The organism is Pedobacter chinensis (assembly GCF_003339865.1).
GTDB lineage: Bacteria > Bacteroidota > Bacteroidia > Sphingobacteriales > Sphingobacteriaceae > Pedobacter > Pedobacter chinensis.
Genome location: NZ_QPKV01000004.1, coordinates 339,906 through 358,410 on the forward strand (window position 1 = coordinate 339,906; position 18,505 = coordinate 358,410).

The following is an 18,505-nucleotide window of genomic DNA, read 5'->3' on the forward strand; positions in this document are numbered from 1 at the left end:
TCCCTTTTATAAAATATTTGTATTATAGTACTTTCTTAAGCACATCCCAGTTTAAGAGCTTATAATTAGAAATTTTTGAATAAATAAGGATGGAAGAACAAAACGACATGCCGAACGAGGTAAGTGATTTGATTGAAAAGGAACAAGAAATACAGCATTTAAATAACCCAGTAGATATATCGGTAAAACCAATTGTTAAACAATACCTTGGCTCTGTAAAAAAAGTAAAAAAAGAAGGTAACCGCTTTTATTTCTCTGATGGAGATGCCAGGGTGGAAATACGTGTGGTAAGTGATGAGATTATTCGCGTTCGCCTTGCCCCGCATGGGGTTTTCTTAGATGATTTTTCTTATGCTGTGCCCGAAGTTGACCAAAAAGTATCTGTATTCAAAATGCAGGAACATGAAGATCATTATACCGTATCCACACATTCGGTTACCTGCAAAATTGAAAAAGAAAATTTTCACGTCTCATTTTCCGATAATATAACCAATTTGGTGATGGTTGATGAAGCCAACTCCATGCACTGGGAAGAGAATGTGGATTTTGGGGGATATTATATTTATGCGACAAAAAAGTGTCATCCCGAAGAAAATTTCTTTGGTTTAGGAGATAAATCAGGCAATTTCAACTTACGTGGTCGCCGTTTTGAAAACTGGAATACCGATGCCTACTCTTTTGGCTGGAATCAAGACCCGCTTTATAGAACCATTCCTTTTTATATCGGCCTGCACAATCAAGCTGCTTACGGTATTTTCTTTGATAATACATTTAAATCTTATTTCGATTTTGGAGGAGAAGATGTAAGTAAAACCAGTTTTTGGGCAGATGGTGGTGAGTTGCAGTATTATTACATTCATGGGCCTCATATTATGGATGTGGTTAAACGTTACGCAAGCTTAACGGGTACGCATCCAATGCCACCAAAATGGACGTTAGGTTATCAGCAATGTCGTTGGAGTTACTATCCGGAAACCAAGGTTAAAGATATTGCCAAGCAATTCAGGGATAGAAAAATTCCTTGTGATGCCATTTATCTGGATATCGATTACATGGATGGCTATCGCTGTTTTACCTGGAACAAAAAATATTTTCCTGATCCACGGAGGATGATCAAAGAACTTTCTGATGATGGTTTTAAAACCGTTGTTATGATTGATCCGGGGATTAAAGTAGATGACGACTACTGGGTTTTCAAAGAGGGTAAAGAAAACAAATATTTCTGCAGGAGAAGTGATGATTACTTTATGGAAGGGCATGTATGGCCTGGTCGTTGTCAGTTCCCTGATTTTACCAATCCAAAAGTTAGAAAATGGTGGGGTAAGTTATATGAAGAATTGGTTGATATGGGCGTTGCCGGTTTCTGGAACGATATGAATGAACCTGCTGTTTTTGGTTCAGGAACATTTCCTAACGATGTTCGTCACAATTATGACGGACATCGCGGATCTCATCGCAAGGCACACAATGTTTATGGAATGCAAATGGTTCGTTCAACCTACGAAGGTTTAAAAAAACTCATGCGTAATAAACGTCCGTTTACCATTACAAGGGCAGGTTATTCTGGTATGCAACGTTATGCCAGCGTTTGGACAGGTGATAACATCGCCACCTGGGAACACTTAAAAATTGGAAACATTCAATGTCAGCGTTTGTCAGTTTCAGGCGTTCCATTCTGCGGAACAGACATTGGTGGTTTTAGTGGCGAACCTGATGGAGAGTTGTTTACCCGTTGGATTCAGTTGGGTACTTTTTCGCCTTTTATGAGAGCACACTCTGCTGGTGATACTGCCGAACGTGAGCCCTGGAGTTTTGGCGAATTTTTTGAAGATATCAATCGCAAGTTCATTGAGTTGAGATATCGCCTCATGCCTTATTTATATTCTGTTTTTTGGGAACACCACCGCTATGGTTTCCCAATTTTAAGGCCTTTAGTGATGCTTGAACAAGAAAATATCAGCAATAGTTTCCGTCAGGATGAATTTTGTTATGGCGATAAATTATTGATATGCCCGGTTCTGGAGCAAGGAGCAATTTCAAGAAAGGTTTATCTTCCGAAAGGAACCTGGTATAATTTCTGGACAAATGAAGTGCTGGAAGGTGGAAATGAATATACCGTTGAGGCAAAAATAGACAGCATGCCTATGTTTGTCAGGGCTGGATCTGTGATTCCTGAATATCCGGTTATGCAGTATGTAGATGAAAAATCGATCACTGAAGTGGCCTTGAACATTTACCACAGCGATTATGAAGTAAACTCATATATGTATGAAGATCATGGAGATACTTTCGCGTTTGAGCAAGATATTTACTTAGAGAAAAAATTCACCGTAAAAGCAGATCATCAACTATTAAAAGTTAATCAAAGAATTGAAGGTTTATATACCCCTAATTATGAGTTCTATGCTTGTCATGTAATGGGTGTGAAACTCCAGGTTAAAAAGATTATTGTTGATAATAAAGAAGTGACAGATTTTTACACAGACGATAAAAGTATTTTACACTTTAAATGCCTTAAAAACTTTTCAGAGATACAGATTTTAAGTCTCTAAATCTTTTAAGCCCCAAATGTTGTTTAGCGTTTGGGGCTAAACATATCTAGCCAAAATGATTATGCCAGCAAAAAAAGTTTCCGAAAAAAAGACAGCTTTAACCAAGATTGATACCAGCAAATCTGTTTGGGTGCATAGTTTGTTTACCGATTATGATATTGATCTTTTCCTGGTAGGAAAGCATTTCAGGCTCTATGAAAAGTTAGGCTCACATCTTACCACAGTAGCCAAAACCAAAGGAACTTATTTTGCCGTTTGGGCACCAAATGCCATAAAAGTGAGTGTTTCCGGAGACTTCAATGATTGGAACCGGGACTCGCATGCACTAAACAAACGCTGGGACAAATCGGGCATCTGGGAAGGGTTCATTCCTAATCTCTCAAAAGGTGAAGTTTATAAATATTTTATTAAAGGTTTTGATGAATCTGAGCATTTAAAGGGCGATCCTTATGCCCGAAGATGGGAGCACCCACCACAAACGGCATCTATTGTATGGGATACTGATTATACCTGGAAAGATAAATCATGGCTTGCCAAAAGGGCCAAAATAAATGCACTTGATCAGCCAATTTCGGTTTACGAATTGCATTTAGGTTCCTGGGAACGCGATCCCGATAATCCTGAACGTGTTTTAAATGCCAGAGAAGTTGCCGGCCGGCTCGTTCCCTATGTAAAAGAAATGGGCTTTACGCATGTGGAGCTGATGCCTGTAATGGAGTTTCCGTATTTTCCGAGTTGGGGATACCAGATCACGGGTTATTTTGGTGCAAGTTCCCGCTATGGTTCTCCTCAAGATTTAATGTATCTGATTGATGAACTTCACAAAGCGAATATTGCAGTTATTTTAGATTGGGTACCTTCACATTTTCCAGGAGACAGGCATGGACTTTACGAGTTCGACGGAACACATTTATATGAACATGCAGATATGCGCAAAGGCTTTCACCCTGATTGGAAATCGTATATATTCAATTACGACCGGAATGAGGTGCGTTCTTTTTTGATCAGTAACGCGATATTCTGGCTGGATCAATACCATGCAGATGGTTTGCGGGTTGATGCTGTAGCCTCTATGTTATATTTTAATTTTTCCAGAAAAGACGGAGATGCCGCGACCAATGAACATGGAGGGGCAGAAAATTTAGGAGCAATCCGGTTTTTGCAAGATTTGAATGTAGCCATTTATGGAAATTTCGATGGCGTTCAAACCATCGCAGAAGAAAGCAGTACTTATCCCGGAGTAACTCATCCTGTTTATGCAGGTGGTTTGGGCTTTGGTATGAAATGGATGATGGGCTGGATGAATGATACATTAAAATATTTCAAAGTAGATACATTGGGTAGAAAACACCATCATAACCAATTAAGTTTTAGTATGACTTATGCCTTTACTGAAAACTTTATGTTGCCGTTTTCACATGATGAGGTGGTACATGGAAAGTCGCCAATGCTTTATAAAATGCCTGGTGATGAATGGCAGAAGTTTGCTAATTTACGGGCACTTTACGGTTATATGTTTACCCATCCGGGGGCCAAGCTCTTGTTTATGGGAAATGAATTCGGTGATACCAACGAATGGAATTTTACTCAATCATTAGATTGGCACTTGCTTCAGTATGCGCCTCATAAAGGCATGCAGGAAACAGTTAAGGCTTTGAACTTTTTATATCGTAAAGAACCTGCGTTATATCATTTCAATTTTAGTTACGAGGGGTTCGAATGGTTAGATGCCGATAATGCAAACGAATCGGTTTTTGCCTTCATGCGGAAAGGGCCAAAAGCAAAAGATACTTTGATTATTGTTTTGAATTTTACACCTGTTGTAAGGGAGCATTATAGAATTGGCGTTCCTTTCAAAACCAAATGGAAGGAGATATTTAATACAGACGATATTATTTACTACGGAAGTGGTATCAATAACAGAGGAGATATTATTCCGGTGAAAGAAGGTTGTAATGGGCAACAATACTCGGTAGATATTACGCTGCCACCGCTAGCGGTAGTGGTATTTAAGAGCAAGTAACGTGAAATAAGAAAAGCCTTTCATTGCTGAAAGGCTTTCTTAAGCTCTGGAGTGGAAGCTTCCAGAGCGGTTGCAAAGATACAATAACTGTTTATACTCGCAACTATTTATTTTAAAGTTCGTACTGTCACATCTTACGATTTGAATTTTTACTACCTAAAACATTTAAGAGCGTCAAAGTTTATGTTATTATCTTAGGTTTTCTAAGATATCTAAAGTGGTTGATTTTGAAATGCGGCTAATTTATTTTAAAAGTTACTAACTCTGATAAATATGATGCCTGGTAGAGTTAGTAACTTTATAAAAGATACAGATATACTTTTTATATTTTACAAATAAGAAGTTTACAGTTTTAATTTTAGTCCGCCATTAAAGGTACGGCCTTCAGTATGTGTCCAAATATCATCAAAATTTGGGTTAAGGTGCGATCCGTTAACTACACTTTTGTACCTGCTTTGCCTGGTATCGGTAAAGTTTTCTGCATTGATGAATATTGATATCCTTCCAAAAACTTTTTCAGCCATAAACCCAAACTCCCAGAATGCATTGGTTTGCTGATTATTGTATAAATACTGCTTATCTGTAAAATAACCCTCCAGCCCAATCTTGAAATTTCTTTCCTTTTCATAAAGCAAAGCCAGATTTAATTTGCTTTTCGGCAATAACCTGATGGCTTGAATCACAGGTAAATAATCAGCCTTTGCATCTGTAAAGGTATATCCCGCAAAAAGCTTGAAATATTCATGAAAAATTAATCTGGCGTTAGTTTCGAAACCCATGCTTCTTACGGGTTGTGCGGTGTTTCCAAAATAAAAATCTCCGGTAGGTGATTGTAGCAAGATGGTTGAATTATTGATCCGGGTATAAAAAAACATTTGATTGAAACTGATCATCCAATCATCACTTATACTCGTTTTATAATTCACATCTGCAGTACCTCCATAACTTTTTTCTGCCTTCACATTTTCCAATGGAAGTAAGTTTTGATATTGGAAGGTTTCTGTTTGCTCGGTAAAAAGGGTAGGGGTTTTATAACCCAGGCCTCCGCCAATTCTTGAGCTCCAGTGATCATCAAATTTATAAAGCGCTGATATTCTTGGTAATAAAAAAGCTTCATCATTGCGGTAGTAAGCATTAAAATAATTCACAAAATCTGCTCTTAAACCACTTTCAAGTTTAAATTTTTCAGAAATGTCCCAAGTGTGCTGCGCATAAACCCCTGCAGTTTTAGTGGTAAAATCCTTTTTTAGTGCAGGTTGTTGATCACTTTCCGAAAACTTATCAAAAACAATGTTTGCTCCGAAAATCAGACTTTGATTTTTGAGGTTTTTCAAATAACTCATATCAGTATAGGAATTATAGTTGACCCCATTAAAACCGTAATCAGGAATTGATATTCCTCGTTTGAAGTAATTAAAGCTGGTTTTTACTTTTAACAAATCCCGCTCTGCTGTTTTATAGCTGAAATCAACTGTAGAAGTATTTCTAATACTTGTGTTGGTTTCAAAATAACGGTGGTTGGCATCAGCTTTATCCCTGACTACGAAAATGTCGCCACCGGTACGGTCGCTTTTGGTAAATGCATTACCAATAATGATTGATGTTTTATCATCAGGATAAATGAACAATTTAGGATGAATCGTAAAATCTGTCGTCTTTGGAAGCTCCGTAAAATCATCTTTATCTACATCGTATGGTTTTTGGAAATTTACAAGAGCCAACAGGCTATAGCCTAACTTCTGATTACGTTGCATACTGAAAGCCCCGATATTGGTTTGACCAACATTGGATTGATTCAATATCAGGTTAAAATCTGCTTTTTCTTTTGGCGTTCTTGAGATAAAATTAACCACACCTGCAATGGCTCCGGCACCGTACAATGTTGATGATGGGCCTTTTATAATTTCGACTTGTGCTAAATCCAGCGGTGGAATTTCGAGAATGCTCAAACCGCTCGCAAAATTCCCGAAACTTGCATAACCATCCTTCAAAAGCTGGGTGTATCGTCCATCAAGACCTTGTATTCTAATGCTCGCATTGGCACTGGTTGCCGAGGTTTGTTGCACGGCAATTCCTGTACTTTCATGCAAGATCATTGATACGTTTGCCGGGCGCATATTGCTTTTCTCATCAATTTCTTCCAGTTCAATGGTTTCAACCCTCGTTGGGGTGTTTTGTATGCTTCTGCTGGTTCTTGTAGAAGAAACAATCACTTCTTCAAGCTCATCTTCAGCCAGATTCATTAAAACCTCAAATGGTTCATTCTGGTTTAAGGGGAAGCTCAACATTATTTTTTGTTCTTCAAAACCGACATTTCTGATCAGGAGTGTCTGGTTTCCGTTGGGAATATTACTAAGGGTTGCTATACCATCAGCGCCGGTTTTAGCAATTAAATTAGTGTTTTTGATTAGGATGGTCACATCACTCAAAATGGCTTTACTTTCCTTGTCTTTTACTATTATTTTGAAGGTGTTTTGTGCGTAGGCACTTACCATGCACATGGTGGTGCATAGTAATAAAATTATTTTTCGCATTTTATTGATTAATGAATATTGTACAGATCGATCAATGTTAAATTGATCCTCATTTAAAATCGGTTATTCGATAAAAACACTATTCAATTTTGGCGGTTGCCAGATGTTTTTGCTATAATCCGATACAAACTGATTATCATAACGCGTCAACTGCTTATTGGAAATCAACCTGTTCAGAAATATGAAGGACGAATTGGAGAGATTGACCACCAATGGCTGACCACAGCAATTGCAGGTGCACAATGGTGTGCAATTATCCTGATCAACAGCATGATTGGATTTTTCTATTGTTACGGAAGAAATTCTGATCTGACTATTTTCCAATTCAGCAATATCCTCGCAGGTAATGCAAGACAAAGATAAAATGCAGAGACTAAGTAAATAAATCAAAAATTTCATTCGCTCAGCAAATGTACAAATCATACTTAATTAATGATAAGATTTTGTCAGATTAACATGAATCATTTTAAAATAAATTACCAGGTTTTTGAAACGAATTTGTTAATTTCCGTGGGATTTGTGTTACGGGTAAGAAAGAGAAAAAAATTAAACAAATTGAAAAACCGGGCATGCTTTTTTTTCGTAAGTGAAAAATTAAGTAAAATATTGCTTATCCAAACAAATTGAAAAGGTCTTTTTTATCATTTATTACGGTCGGGTTGGCGATAACTCCAGTTGATTTTTCGTATGCACAAAAGTTTACGCGAAAATTAGATATACGTGCCAATTTTCAAATGATGTTCACTATACTATGTTATTTTGCTAATCAAATCAGAAGATTCTAAATGTTGATTTTAATCTCCTTTTTCTGCTGTATTCCAATGGGTTGTTTGAATGTTCCTTGCCTGATTAAACAAAATATGCATGGTAATGTTAAGCATCTACTACCGGGTAAAAAATGCAAGCACCAATTCATCATTCAAGTGATCACAAAACAGATTCAAGCCTTAAGGTTTGGGTTTCTGATCATGAAATTTTCCTGAATGGCTTAAGAACACAAGATGAAATTGCATTTAAGTCATTATATAAGCAGTATTCCGCCGCCCTTTATGGAAACATCTTAAGAACTGTAAAGGAAGATACAAGAGCTAAACACATTTTAGAATGTACTTTTGTTGAGATCTGGAATTCTATTTCACTTTATGATGAAACCAAAATTAAACTGTTCACCTGGCTTAATCAAATTGCCGGCAAACACATCAAACTAAGCGAATAGTTTCATAGCCTTTCTTTCAGAACCTATAATTTTATTTTTTCTTCCTGATTAACTTCTGGAATAATCTGTTAATGTTATTTCAATGCTCCAAACTCAAAAGTCTGTACTAATTAATAAAGTAATCAACTATTTTAGTAGCCTGCATCCTATCTCGGCTGGTTTTATTATGGAAATCACTGCAAATGCGATACCTGTTTTAGTCCCGAAAAATAAATATATAATTTCTCCGATAGATCATAATGCCGCTGTGTTTTTTGTGATAAAGGGAATGGTTAGGGGGTTTATAAAGGATGATAACAAGGAAATTACCACCTGGATCAGCATGGGGAATGAATTTATTGGTGCTATACAGCATCCATTAGATCAAAAAAGTTCATCAATTGAATATTTACAAACCTTGGAGGATACGGAGCTAGTTGTGATATCCCGTGCATTGATCAATAAATTATACCACATCCATCCTGAAACCAATGTGATTGGCCGTAAAATTCTTGCGCTTCAATATCACGCCGCATCAGAACGATCGATTTTAGCCAGAATACCTTCAGCAGAGAGAAGATATGAAAAATTGTTGGCACTAAACGCTTTTGATATTAATAAGGTACCGCTACGCTGCGTAGCGAGTTATTTAGGGATAAGACTGGAAACTTTAAGCAGGATCAGATCTAAATTTTCTTTAAGAAATAGTGTAAATGTCGGTTAATTAGAATCAACTAATTTTAATCTTTGATAATTGTCGCTGTTATTGCACTGGTATTGACAAAATACACGAAAGTTTACATTTTTTGAGAAGAGTTCACAAATAGGGTTACATAATGAAAAAGTAACTGTAATAACAGAAAAGTAATGTTATTTTTGAAAAGTTAGAATTAAATCACGGGACGATTTTATTAAAACAAACAAAGCCTTCTGTAAAAAGAGGGCTTTGCTTTTATTAAACCATAAGAATTTTTACTTTATTCTTTTCTCTCTGGGCTGGTAAGCTAATTTATTCAAAAGTTGTAATTAACCCTGTTCTTAATTTATATGGTAAATAGTTTTACAAAAGTTAAAACTTTTAAGAAATGAACGGGCAGTTCGGCGCTGATTTTGGGAAATGATATTTTAAAAGAATTCAATATTATGGCATTAGAGATTTGTGGTTATCATCAATTGCCAAACATTTCTTCTGACACTCATGTCCTTTTCTTTTTGAATCCAGTACATGTAACCAAACTCAGTATCTATCTTTTTGCTCCATCTATATCCAACTGAAGCAAAAGATCTGTTTTGGTCAAAAATGCTGCCATTAACCTTTTCTTTGTTCTGAATAGTGAGAAAAATCTCGTTTTGAAGGCCGGCATACATCCCCTTTGTAAAATCACTATTGGCACTTATAGGGATCTGGCTACTCAAAAATGCCCTTGCACGTTGCGAAAAGTTTATATCGTCCTCTTCCCTGACGAAACGCTGCTCTAAGCGAAACCGCACATTGAGCTCGTTTTTCCCTGCTTTAAAGGAATAGAGATATTGCTGATAGATTCTATGTTCAGGCGAGTAAAGTTTTTCTCCGTCCTTCTCATCCCATTGACCAAAGAAAGCGTAGCCTATTGCAACAGAATTTTTTTCAGTTAAATTGTAACTCAACGCACTTCGAAGCAATAGTGCTGAAAGATAATCAAGTTTGTGAGAAGAGCGCGCCTGCAGATCTGCACGGAGATCGAATTTATCAGATAGTTTCTGTGCATGCGAAAGAAAGATCCAACCCGTATCTTCAGTTTGGCTGTAAGACCTTAAGGTAATCATTAGAAGAAGTACCAGTACGATAGGATTTTTCATGTTCTCTGTTCAAGATTCTTCCAGTTAGACAAAGCCCAACCTGCAAATGTTTTATCATATGGCATTTTCATTTGAACGCTCATCGTAATAATTACATATCTCAAATTTTATCCTAAAGAATAATCAGTTGCCCCTATCAATCGGTGTATATATACCAATACTTAAATCTCAATTCTAAAAAAGAAAGTTCAATTAATTGATTAATCACTACTCATCCTGAATTTAGATCCTAACTTGCTGATAAACAGTGCAAATAGGCTATAAAAAAGAAAAGAGATACTCCATCCAGACGTATCTCTTTTTTCTAACCAAATATAAACCTGTTATGAGCCAGGCTTTGTCTTTAATTCTCTACCAAAAACCTTGGTTTTTTAAGAGAATGTTTTTTCTTTTTTAATGTTAACAAACATCGTTCCGTTTATTACACTACAAATATAGTAAAAAAAATGATAGTGTAAAAAATACACTAAGATTTTTTTAAGTATTTTTTTTGTCATTTTTTATTTGCAAATGCTTTTATAAGGGTTTTGATTTTTAAAACGAATGATTTGCAAATATAGTCTGAAAATATGTTAAGTAATTGTTAAATATTGTCAAAATGCGATACTGTATATCCAATTGGTATCAATTTTTTAATTAAAAAACAGGTCCTGATTAATTTTGATTGATTTATTTTAATTTTTTATTATTTCTTTTAGGTTTTCGATCAATTATTTTAAGTAAAGTGTATTTTTTGACTAATTTATTTTTTGCATTTATTAGTGAAAAAGTTTTTTGCATGAAAAAGGCGGAAAATGTTTTACATCTCCCGCCTTTTAATTTATTATAATGGCTAACGGCCTTGTTTTATTTTAAATTGCCGTAATATTCTACAAATTTAGCTAAAGCTGAAGAATAACCCCACTCATTATCATACCAGGAAACAACTTTAACAAAATTATCGTTTAAAGAAATACCTGCTTTTGCATCAAAAATAGAAGCGTGGTCATCGCCAATAAAGTCAGATGATACCACTTCGTCTTCAGTATAAGCTAATACGCCTTTTAATTCTCCTTCAGAAGCAGCTTTCATGGCAGCTTTGATTTGCTCATAAGTAGCTGGTTTTTCTAAGCGGGCAGTTAAATCAACTACAGATACATCAGCAACAGGAACACGGAAAGACATGCCTGTTAATTTTCCTTTTAATTCAGGAAGAACCATGCCTACTGCTTTAGCAGCACCTGTTGATGATGGAATGATGTTAGAGAAACCACCACGGCCACCTCTCCAATCTTTTGCAGAAGGACCATCTACTGTTTTCTGAGTAGCTGTTACCGCATGGATTGTGCTCATTAAGCCTTCAACAATTCCAAAGTTATCATTTAATACTTTAGCGATTGGTGCCAAACAGTTTGTTGTACAGGATGCATTGGAAACTATAGTTTGATCTGCTGTTAATTTATGGTGATTAACGCCCATTACGTAAGTTGGGATATCGCTATCTTTAGCCGGAGCAGAGAAAACCACTTTTTTAGCACCTGCAGCAATGTGTTTTTCAGCATCAGCACGGGTTAAAAATAAACCAGTAGATTCAATCACCACCTCAACGCCTACAGCATCCCATTTCAAATCAGCAGGATTTCTTTCTGCAGTTACACGAATAGTTTTACCATTTACAACTAAATTACCGTCAACAACTTCAATTGTGCCATCAAATTTGCCATGAATGGTATCATATTTTAACATATAAGCCATATAATCTGGCTCGATTAAATCGTTAATTGCTACAATATCTAATCCTCTTTTTAGTGCAGCTCTGAAAACCAGTCTGCCGATACGGCCAAAGCCGTTTATTCCAATTTTGCTCATTGTTTTGTTAATTAGTGTAATGTTTTAATAAATTAAGTATTGGTTCTTTAATAATGGTTTTAATTTTAAGTTTATGTCGCTCTGCGGCGAGTTGTAAGCGATCTTCCAGTTCTGCTGCAACTTTACCAACAAAATGAATATCGTCGTCGCCATATTTATTTACCATCGGTATAATATAGGTTTGAAAATATTTCTCAAATCCATCATCAATTAATTTAATGATGTATTCATGTTCAATGTTTTGTGTAAAAAAATCAAAGAAAGAAGTTAAAAAAACATTTGCCTGCGGCTTATTATAAATTCTCTCCAATATTTGAGGGCGGTCCAGATTATAGTTTCTTACAAATTTGGCCTCCAGATCTTTTGGTAATTTTTGGCTTAAAAAATCTTTTAACAGCACTTTCCCAAAATAATTTGAAGATCCCTCATCACCAAGGATATAACCTAATCCGAAGTTGTTTTTTACTGGTCTTTTTCCATCAAAATAAGCACAATGTGAGCCACTGCCCAACATTCCAACTATTCCTGGCTGATCATAACAGGCAGCCTTTGCAGCACCGAATAAATCATTTTCAACGAAAACTTTGCTGTATCTGAAAAATGAAGACAGGGTGTTCGCTAATTCCTCTTTACGGTCAGGTGATGAGGCTCCGGCTGCAAAGAAATAAATTTTCTTTATATTTTCAGCATTGTTAACCAGAACTATTTTCTTGTTAAGAATCTGCAAAATGGTTTTTGGATCAACAAATGTAGGGTTGATGCCTGTTGTATTACAATGTGCAACAACTTGTCCATTTTGAGTTAATTTCCAAAATGCTGTCCTCGATCCGCTATAAACAACCGCTATCATGCTAAATGGATAAAACTTCGGTCATTTCCAATAAATCAGGCTCCAGCTTAAAGCTATGAGATGTCAGAGCTTCTGCAATGCTGGTCAGTTTGATTTCGTTCCCTTTTAAGCCAACCATTTGTTCGGTTTCGCCGGCAATTAATGCGTTTACTGCTGCAAAACCTAATCTGCTGCCTAAAATCCTGTCAAAACTGCTCGGACTACCGCCGCGTTGCAAGTGACCAAGTATTGTTACCTTGGTATCATAATGATAAAAGGTTTCCTTTACCTTTTTAGCAATATCATAAGCACCACCTTGTTTATGGCCTTCAGCAACAATCACAATGCTGGATGATTTTTTAGTTGCGGCGCCCAGGGCGAGCTTATTAATCAATTCCACCACGCTGGTTTCCTTTTCTGGAAGTAAAACGGCCTCTGCACCACTTGCAATTGAACTTCTCAGTGCAATACATCCAGAATCCCGTCCCATAACTTCTATAAAGAATAACCTGTCATGCGCATCTGCAGTATCCCTGATTTTATCTATGGCTTCTATTACGGTATTAATGGCGGTGTCGTAACCTAAGGTAAAATCCGAACCCACTAAGTCATTATCAATGGTTCCGGGAATACCAATTACTTTCACACCGAAGTTTTCAGAAAAGCGTTTGGCGCCAGTGAATGTTCCATCGCCACCAATTACCACTAATCCATCAATGTCGTTTTTCTTTAAGTTTTTAAAGGCAATTTCCTGTCCCTCATCTGTTTTAAACTCTAAACAGCGTGCGGTTTTTAAAATCGTTCCGCCCAAATGTAAAATATTACTTACAGATCGGGCATCCATTGGTTTTATGTTATCTGTGATTAAACCCTGGTAACCTTGCATTACACCAAACATATTAATGCCATGGTATATTCCAGTACGAACAACAGCTCTGATTGCGGCATTCATTCCCGGGGCATCTCCACCAGAGGTAAGTACAGCTATATTTTTAATATTTGGCTTCATCTATGATACGAATATAGTGTGTAATTTTTACACTAAGTAATTTTTTTTATTTTTTTTACTTAATATTGAAAGTCATACCTTTATCTGCTTAAAATAACTAAATTTTACCTTGGAACAAATTTTACCTCATTTAGATTCAGTATTCTCAATAGATTGCGTTTTGTTTGGATTTGATGGTAAGGAACTAAAAATCCTGCTTATTGAAAGGAATGAAGAACCGTTTAAAGATTGGTGGGCGCTGCCCGGTAACATTGTAGGTGCCGATGAAAGTTTAGATCAATCTGCCTCCCGGATTTTATATGAACTTACTGGCTTGCGTGGTATTTACATGGAGCAATATTATGCTTTTGGTGATCCCAACCGGCACCCTCAGGGTAGGGTTATTACACTAGCTTATTATGCTTTGATTCGTTTGGGAGGAGATAAAGAACTTCGTCCGATCAGTACCTATGCTAAAAGAGCAAACTGGTTACCTATAACCGATTTACCCAAGCTGGCCTTTGATCACCAAAAAATTTATGATAAAGGCCTGGAGAAAATTAAGCGCAGAATTAAGCATCAACCAATTGCTTTTGAACTTTTGCCAGAAAAATTTACCTTAACGCAATTGCAACACGTTTACGAGTTGGTTCTGGGTAAAAAACTCGATAAAAGAAATTTCAGAAAGAAAATTGTAAGCTTTGGTGTGTTAAAGGAACTTGATGAAAAGCAGAAAGGTGTTTCTTACCGTGCCGCGACCTTATATCGCTTTGATAAAAGAAAATATGCCAAACTTTTTGGTAAAGAGATCTCATTTTAGCTGAAAGAGCAAAGACCAAAGGGCTTGAAGCAAAGAGCATGAAGCACAGAACAAAGACTAAAGAGATGTATCTGTTATAAAAAAAACCGGGTTGAATTTCAAACCGGTTTTTTTATAAGTTTTCCTAAAGAAGTTTAATACTTCAAACTGCGAACTGAAAACTGTTAACTGAATTATCCTTTCGGTGCCAGTTCCAGGTGGTAGTGCACCAAATCATCTATAGGCGAGCGGATAATCTTACCAACGCCCATTTCATAACGATCGGCAACAATACTTAATATGTCGCGGAAACTGTAACCTACAGAACCTACACAGTTTAATTTGTGGTCTTTATAATTTGGATAGTGGATAACCAACGCTTCAAAGAAGGCTGTAAATGCATAATCAATTGTACTGAATGTATAATCCTCATAATTATCTTTAAAATCATACAGGAATTTACTAAAGCTTGCACAGAAACGGTTCGGCAGGGGCTTGTTATAGATATTATCAAAAATATCTTCGTTTGTTAAGGCATAATTATCATAAAATGCCTCACGTAAGCCTTTTGGCATGTAGCCTTTCATGTAATCGCTCAGGATGCGTTTACCAATGTAAGATCCACTTCCTTCATCACCTAAAAAGTAACCCAATGAGTCGATGTTCAGCGTAATGTCTGTTCCATCGTACAGGCATGAATTGGTTCCCGTGCCTAAAATAGCAGCAAATCCTGGTTCGTTCCCAAGAAGTGCCCTGCAAGAGGCAAGGAGATCATGCCCAACAAAAATTTCAGCACTGGTAAAAACCTGTTTCATGGCATCGGCCACAATTTTTACGTTTGCCGGAGTGGAACATCCAGCACCATAATAGTAAACTGCTGTCAATTTTTCTCTCTCCAAGTGGTCTGGAAGAGTTTCATTCAAAGACTTTACAATGTAATCTCCTTTCGAAAAATATGGATTGTAACCTTCGGTGTTAAAGTAAATTTTTCTGCCGGCCTCGTTGATCAAACACCAATTTGTTTTGGTAGATCCACCGTCTGCAATTACTATCATTTTATTTATTTTTGGTTTTAGCACGATAAAAGTATAAAAACTCTTATATTTTGTATCTTTTTTTTAAATAATTTTTTAACAATTTGTTGTTGTGAAAAATTAAGTGTGTAAAAAATACACTATATACAGTGTTTAATGGGCTAAAAACCTTAAAATTATACCAGAAAAGGCATTGGTCTTTTTTTTAACGTCAAAAATATTTTACAATTTTTATCAAAATGAACAGCAAATTTTTAGACTTCAGAAGTGACACAGTTACCAGGCCAACCGCCGGTATGTTAGATGCCATGATGAGTGCAAAGGTAGGGGATGATGTTTTTGGAGAAGATGAAACTGTCACATCTCTGGAAAATAAGCTGGCATCAATGTTTAATATGGAGGCTGGTTTGTTTTGCCCATCTGGTACGATGACTAATCAAATTGCCATTAAATGTTTTACCCAACCCATGGATGAAGTGATTTGTGATCAAACCGCCCATGTGTATCGCTATGAGATTGGCGGCATTGCTTATCATTCAGCTGCATCTGTTCGTTTGTTATATGGCGAGCGTGGCATACTGACCCCTGAGTTAATAGAGCCGGAAATCAATGAAGATAATATTCATTACCCAAATTCCAGTTTAGTTGTTTTAGAGAATACTGTAAATAAAGGTGGAGGGAAATGTTATACGCTGGATCAAATTGCTCCTATTCATCACCTTTGTAACATTAAAGGTTTGAAACTGCATTTAGATGGTGCCCGTATTTTCAATGCGCTTGTGGCCACGGGTGATAAAGCAAGTGCGTATGGTAAGTATTTCGATGGAATTTCCATTTGTTTATCAAAAGGTTTAGGAGCTCCGGTGGGTTCCGTTTTGTTGGGAACCAACAACATGATAAAGAAAGCCAGAAAAATCAGAAAGGCTTTTGGTGGTGGAATGCGTCAGGCCGGGTTTTTAGCTGCTGCCGGGATTTATGCACTCGATCATCACGTTGAAAGATTAAAAGATGATCATGAACATGCTAAAGCTTTAGCCATTGCACTGGCCAAAACCAGTTATGTCCAATCCATTATGCCTGTTGAAACCAACATTGTCGTATTTGAAGTAGCAAATGGCTCGGCGCAAAAGATTGTAGATCAGCTAAAGGAAAAAGGTTTACATTGTAATACTACCAGCGCGAGTACCATTAGATTGGTTACGCATCTTGATCTTAATCCATCAATGATTGATGAGGCTATCGAAATAATTTTACATTTGTAATAAAGGTTAATCTTAAGTACATGGCCAATGTCTAAAAACCCAAAACTTATTACGTCAATTTCAAAAATCCTTGTTGCTAACCGTGGTGAAATTGCTTTACGTATCATGCGCTCGGCTAAAGAAATGGGCATTAAAACTGTAGCGGTTTTTTCTGAAGCAGATCGTGATGCACTTCATGTACGTTATGCAGATGAGGCTGTTTACATCGGTTTGGGACCATCAAACCAAAGTTATCTGGTTGGTAAAAAGATCATTCAAGCCTGTATAGATACTGGTGCAACAGCTATTCACCCTGGCTATGGTTTCCTGTCAGAAAATGCAGGTTTTGCACAACAGGTTGCCGATGCAGGTTTGATTTTGATTGGGCCATCTCCAACGGCCATGGAAATAATGGGCAACAAATTATCGGCAAAAGCTGCGGCTTTGAAATATAATATTCCGATGGTTCCTGGAACTGAGGAGGCTATAACTGATGTTAACGAGGCAAAATTAAGAGCCGTTGAAGTGGGGTTCCCCATCTTGATCAAAGCTGCTGCCGGAGGCGGCGGTAAAGGAATGAGAATAGTAGAGCACGTTGAAGATTTTGAAGAACAAATGCAGTTGGCGGTTAGTGAGGCTACCTCTGCGTTTGGAGATGGATCAGTTTTTATCGAACGTTATGTTACTTCTCCGAGGCATATTGAGATTCAGGTGCTCGGTGATCATTATGGAAACATTGTTCATCTTTTTGAGCGTGAATGTTCTGTTCAGCGCCGTCATCAAAAAGTAGTGGAAGAAGCGCCATCGGCTGTACTTACTCCAGAAATCAGAAGGGAAATGGGTAAATGCGCAGTAGATGTAGCACGTTCGGTTAATTATACGGGAGCTGGCACGGTAGAATTCATTCTCGATGAAAATCTCGATTTCTTTTTTCTGGAGATGAATACCCGATTACAGGTTGAACATCCCGTTACAGAGTTGATCACTGGGATCGATTTGGTTAAAGAGCAGATTAAAGTGGCGTCTGGAGAAAAACTCAGTTTCACACAGGATGATTTAAAAATTAATGGACATGCGATAGAACTGAGGGTTTATGCCGAAGATCCTAATAATAATTTTCTGCCTGATATAGGAACCTTACAAACTTACAAAACCCCAAAAGGAAATGGTGTAAGGGTTGATGATGGTTTTGAACAGGGCATGGAGATCCCGATTTACTATGATCCGATGATTGCGAAATTAATCACCTATGGAAAAGATAGGGAGGAAGCCATTGCAAGAATGATCAGGGCTATTGAAGAATATGATATTACCGGGATTGAAACAACATTAAGTTTTGGTAAATTTGTAATGCAGCATGAAGCCTTTAAAACCGGTCACTTTGATACTCATTTTGTTGGAAAATATTTTAATCCGCAACGTTTAAAGAGCAGTGATGAAACAGAAGCCATGATTGCCGCCATAATTACAATGAGGCTTTTTAACAGGAACGGAAATGTGAATGCGGTTGAAAAGAGCGTTACAAAAATTTCCGATTGGAGAAAAAACAGATTAAAATACTAAATAACAGCGAAAGGGATTTGCAAAATCAGATGATTCTCTCCCTTTCCAAAATCAATAGAA

At 36.9% G+C, this 18,505-nt stretch carries 14 protein-coding genes; 7 read left to right on the plus strand and 7 right to left on the minus strand.

Features of this window, described 5'->3' with window-relative positions:
• Positions 1–89: 89 nt before the first annotated feature.
• Entirely contained in the window at positions 90–2,552 is a 2,463-nt protein-coding gene (locus DU508_RS11745) for a glycoside hydrolase family 31 protein (RefSeq protein WP_115403003.1), read from the plus strand.
• Positions 2,553–2,613: 61 nt separating this feature from the next.
• Positions 2,614–4,575, plus strand: coding sequence for a 1,4-alpha-glucan branching protein GlgB (gene glgB / locus DU508_RS11750; RefSeq protein ID WP_199562699.1), 1,962 nt, complete (start codon positions 2,614–2,616; stop codon positions 4,573–4,575).
• 344 nt (positions 4,576–4,919) lie between these two features.
• Here glgB and DU508_RS11755 read toward each other — a convergent pair whose 3' ends face one another.
• Together DU508_RS11755 and DU508_RS24320 are read right to left on the minus strand one after the other, a co-directional pair.
• Positions 4,920–7,109 (minus strand): TonB-dependent receptor, encoded by a 2,190-nt coding sequence (locus DU508_RS11755; RefSeq protein ID WP_115403005.1) that lies wholly within the window; start codon positions 7,107–7,109, stop codon positions 4,920–4,922.
• Positions 7,110–7,172: 63 nt separating this feature from the next.
• The gene (locus tag DU508_RS24320; protein ID WP_394341372.1) at positions 7,173–7,532 is read right to left on the minus strand and encodes a DUF6660 family protein; all 360 of its coding nucleotides are present in this window, start codon (positions 7,530–7,532) and stop codon (positions 7,173–7,175) included.
• A gap of 475 nt (positions 7,533–8,007) precedes the next feature.
• Between DU508_RS24320 and DU508_RS11765 the strand changes: the two genes are divergently transcribed.
• Both DU508_RS11765 and DU508_RS11770 read left to right on the plus strand, forming a co-directional pair.
• Positions 8,008–8,325 (plus strand): hypothetical protein, encoded by a 318-nt coding sequence (locus DU508_RS11765; RefSeq protein WP_115403007.1) that lies wholly within the window; start codon positions 8,008–8,010, stop codon positions 8,323–8,325.
• An 82-nt stretch (positions 8,326–8,407) separates the two neighbouring features.
• Positions 8,408–9,028, plus strand: a complete 621-nt coding sequence (locus DU508_RS11770; RefSeq protein WP_147273623.1) for a Crp/Fnr family transcriptional regulator — start codon at positions 8,408–8,410, stop codon at positions 9,026–9,028.
• A gap of 425 nt (positions 9,029–9,453) precedes the next feature.
• On the opposite strand, the gene DU508_RS11775 is transcribed toward DU508_RS11770, so the two are convergent.
• From DU508_RS11775 to pfkA, 4 genes are all read right to left on the minus strand, one after another.
• Positions 9,454–10,143 carry a DUF2490 domain-containing protein gene (locus DU508_RS11775; protein ID WP_115403009.1) on the minus strand — a complete coding sequence of 230 codons (690 nt, stop codon included), beginning with the start codon at positions 10,141–10,143 and terminating at the stop codon, positions 9,454–9,456.
• A gap of 846 nt (positions 10,144–10,989) precedes the next feature.
• On the minus strand, positions 10,990–11,991 hold the full coding sequence (gene gap / locus DU508_RS11780; RefSeq protein WP_115403010.1) for a type I glyceraldehyde-3-phosphate dehydrogenase: 1,002 nt from the start codon (positions 11,989–11,991) through the stop codon (positions 10,990–10,992).
• A gap of 7 nt (positions 11,992–11,998) precedes the next feature.
• Positions 11,999–12,841, minus strand: a complete 843-nt coding sequence (locus tag DU508_RS11785) for a hypothetical protein (protein WP_115403011.1) — start codon at positions 12,839–12,841, stop codon at positions 11,999–12,001.
• 1 nt (position 12,842) lies between these two features.
• Positions 12,843–13,829 carry a 6-phosphofructokinase gene (gene pfkA / locus DU508_RS11790; RefSeq protein ID WP_115403012.1) on the minus strand — a complete coding sequence of 329 codons (987 nt, stop codon included), beginning with the start codon at positions 13,827–13,829 and terminating at the stop codon, positions 12,843–12,845.
• 109 nt (positions 13,830–13,938) lie between these two features.
• On the opposite strand from pfkA, the gene DU508_RS11795 reads away from it, so the two are divergent.
• Positions 13,939–14,628, plus strand: a complete 690-nt coding sequence (locus DU508_RS11795; RefSeq protein WP_056851726.1) for an NUDIX hydrolase — start codon at positions 13,939–13,941, stop codon at positions 14,626–14,628.
• A gap of 173 nt (positions 14,629–14,801) precedes the next feature.
• Here DU508_RS11795 and DU508_RS11800 read toward each other — a convergent pair whose 3' ends face one another.
• Positions 14,802–15,662, minus strand: a complete 861-nt coding sequence (locus tag DU508_RS11800; protein WP_115403013.1) for an N-acetylglucosamine kinase — start codon at positions 15,660–15,662, stop codon at positions 14,802–14,804.
• Positions 15,663–15,880: 218 nt separating this feature from the next.
• On the opposite strand from DU508_RS11800, the gene DU508_RS11805 reads away from it, so the two are divergent.
• Positions 15,881–16,903 carry a threonine aldolase family protein gene (locus DU508_RS11805; RefSeq protein ID WP_115403014.1) on the plus strand — a complete coding sequence of 341 codons (1,023 nt, stop codon included), beginning with the start codon at positions 15,881–15,883 and terminating at the stop codon, positions 16,901–16,903.
• Positions 16,904–16,930: 27 nt separating this feature from the next.
• Positions 16,931–18,445 (plus strand): acetyl-CoA carboxylase biotin carboxylase subunit, encoded by a 1,515-nt coding sequence (gene accC / locus DU508_RS11810; protein ID WP_115403015.1) that lies wholly within the window; start codon positions 16,931–16,933, stop codon positions 18,443–18,445.
• Positions 18,446–18,505 lie beyond the last annotated feature (60 nt).

Bases quoted from the DNA above. Each gene is read 5' to 3' on its own strand.
- glgB (WP_199562699.1), top strand. From the start codon at position 2,614: ATGCCAGCAAAAAAAGTTTCCGAAAAAAAGACAGCTTTAACCAAGATT.
- DU508_RS11755 (WP_115403005.1), bottom strand. From the start codon at position 7,109: ATGCGAAAAATAATTTTATTACTATGCACCACCATGTGCATGGTAAGT.
- DU508_RS11785 (WP_115403011.1), bottom strand. From the start codon at position 12,841: ATGATAGCGGTTGTTTATAGCGGATCGAGGACAGCATTTTGGAAATTA.
- gap (WP_115403010.1), bottom strand. From the start codon at position 11,991: ATGAGCAAAATTGGAATAAACGGCTTTGGCCGTATCGGCAGACTGGTT.
- DU508_RS24320 (WP_394341372.1), bottom strand. From the start codon at position 7,532: ATGATTTGTACATTTGCTGAGCGAATGAAATTTTTGATTTATTTACTT.
- DU508_RS11770 (WP_147273623.1), top strand. From the start codon at position 8,408: ATGCTCCAAACTCAAAAGTCTGTACTAATTAATAAAGTAATCAACTAT.
- DU508_RS11805 (WP_115403014.1), top strand. From the start codon at position 15,881: ATGAACAGCAAATTTTTAGACTTCAGAAGTGACACAGTTACCAGGCCA.
- DU508_RS11800 (WP_115403013.1), bottom strand. From the start codon at position 15,662: ATGATAGTAATTGCAGACGGTGGATCTACCAAAACAAATTGGTGTTTG.
- DU508_RS11775 (WP_115403009.1), bottom strand. From the start codon at position 10,143: ATGAAAAATCCTATCGTACTGGTACTTCTTCTAATGATTACCTTAAGG.
- DU508_RS11745 (WP_115403003.1), top strand. From the start codon at position 90: ATGGAAGAACAAAACGACATGCCGAACGAGGTAAGTGATTTGATTGAA.
- accC (WP_115403015.1), top strand. From the start codon at position 16,931: ATGTCTAAAAACCCAAAACTTATTACGTCAATTTCAAAAATCCTTGTT.
- DU508_RS11765 (WP_115403007.1), top strand. From the start codon at position 8,008: ATGCAAGCACCAATTCATCATTCAAGTGATCACAAAACAGATTCAAGC.
- pfkA (WP_115403012.1), bottom strand. From the start codon at position 13,829: ATGAAGCCAAATATTAAAAATATAGCTGTACTTACCTCTGGTGGAGAT.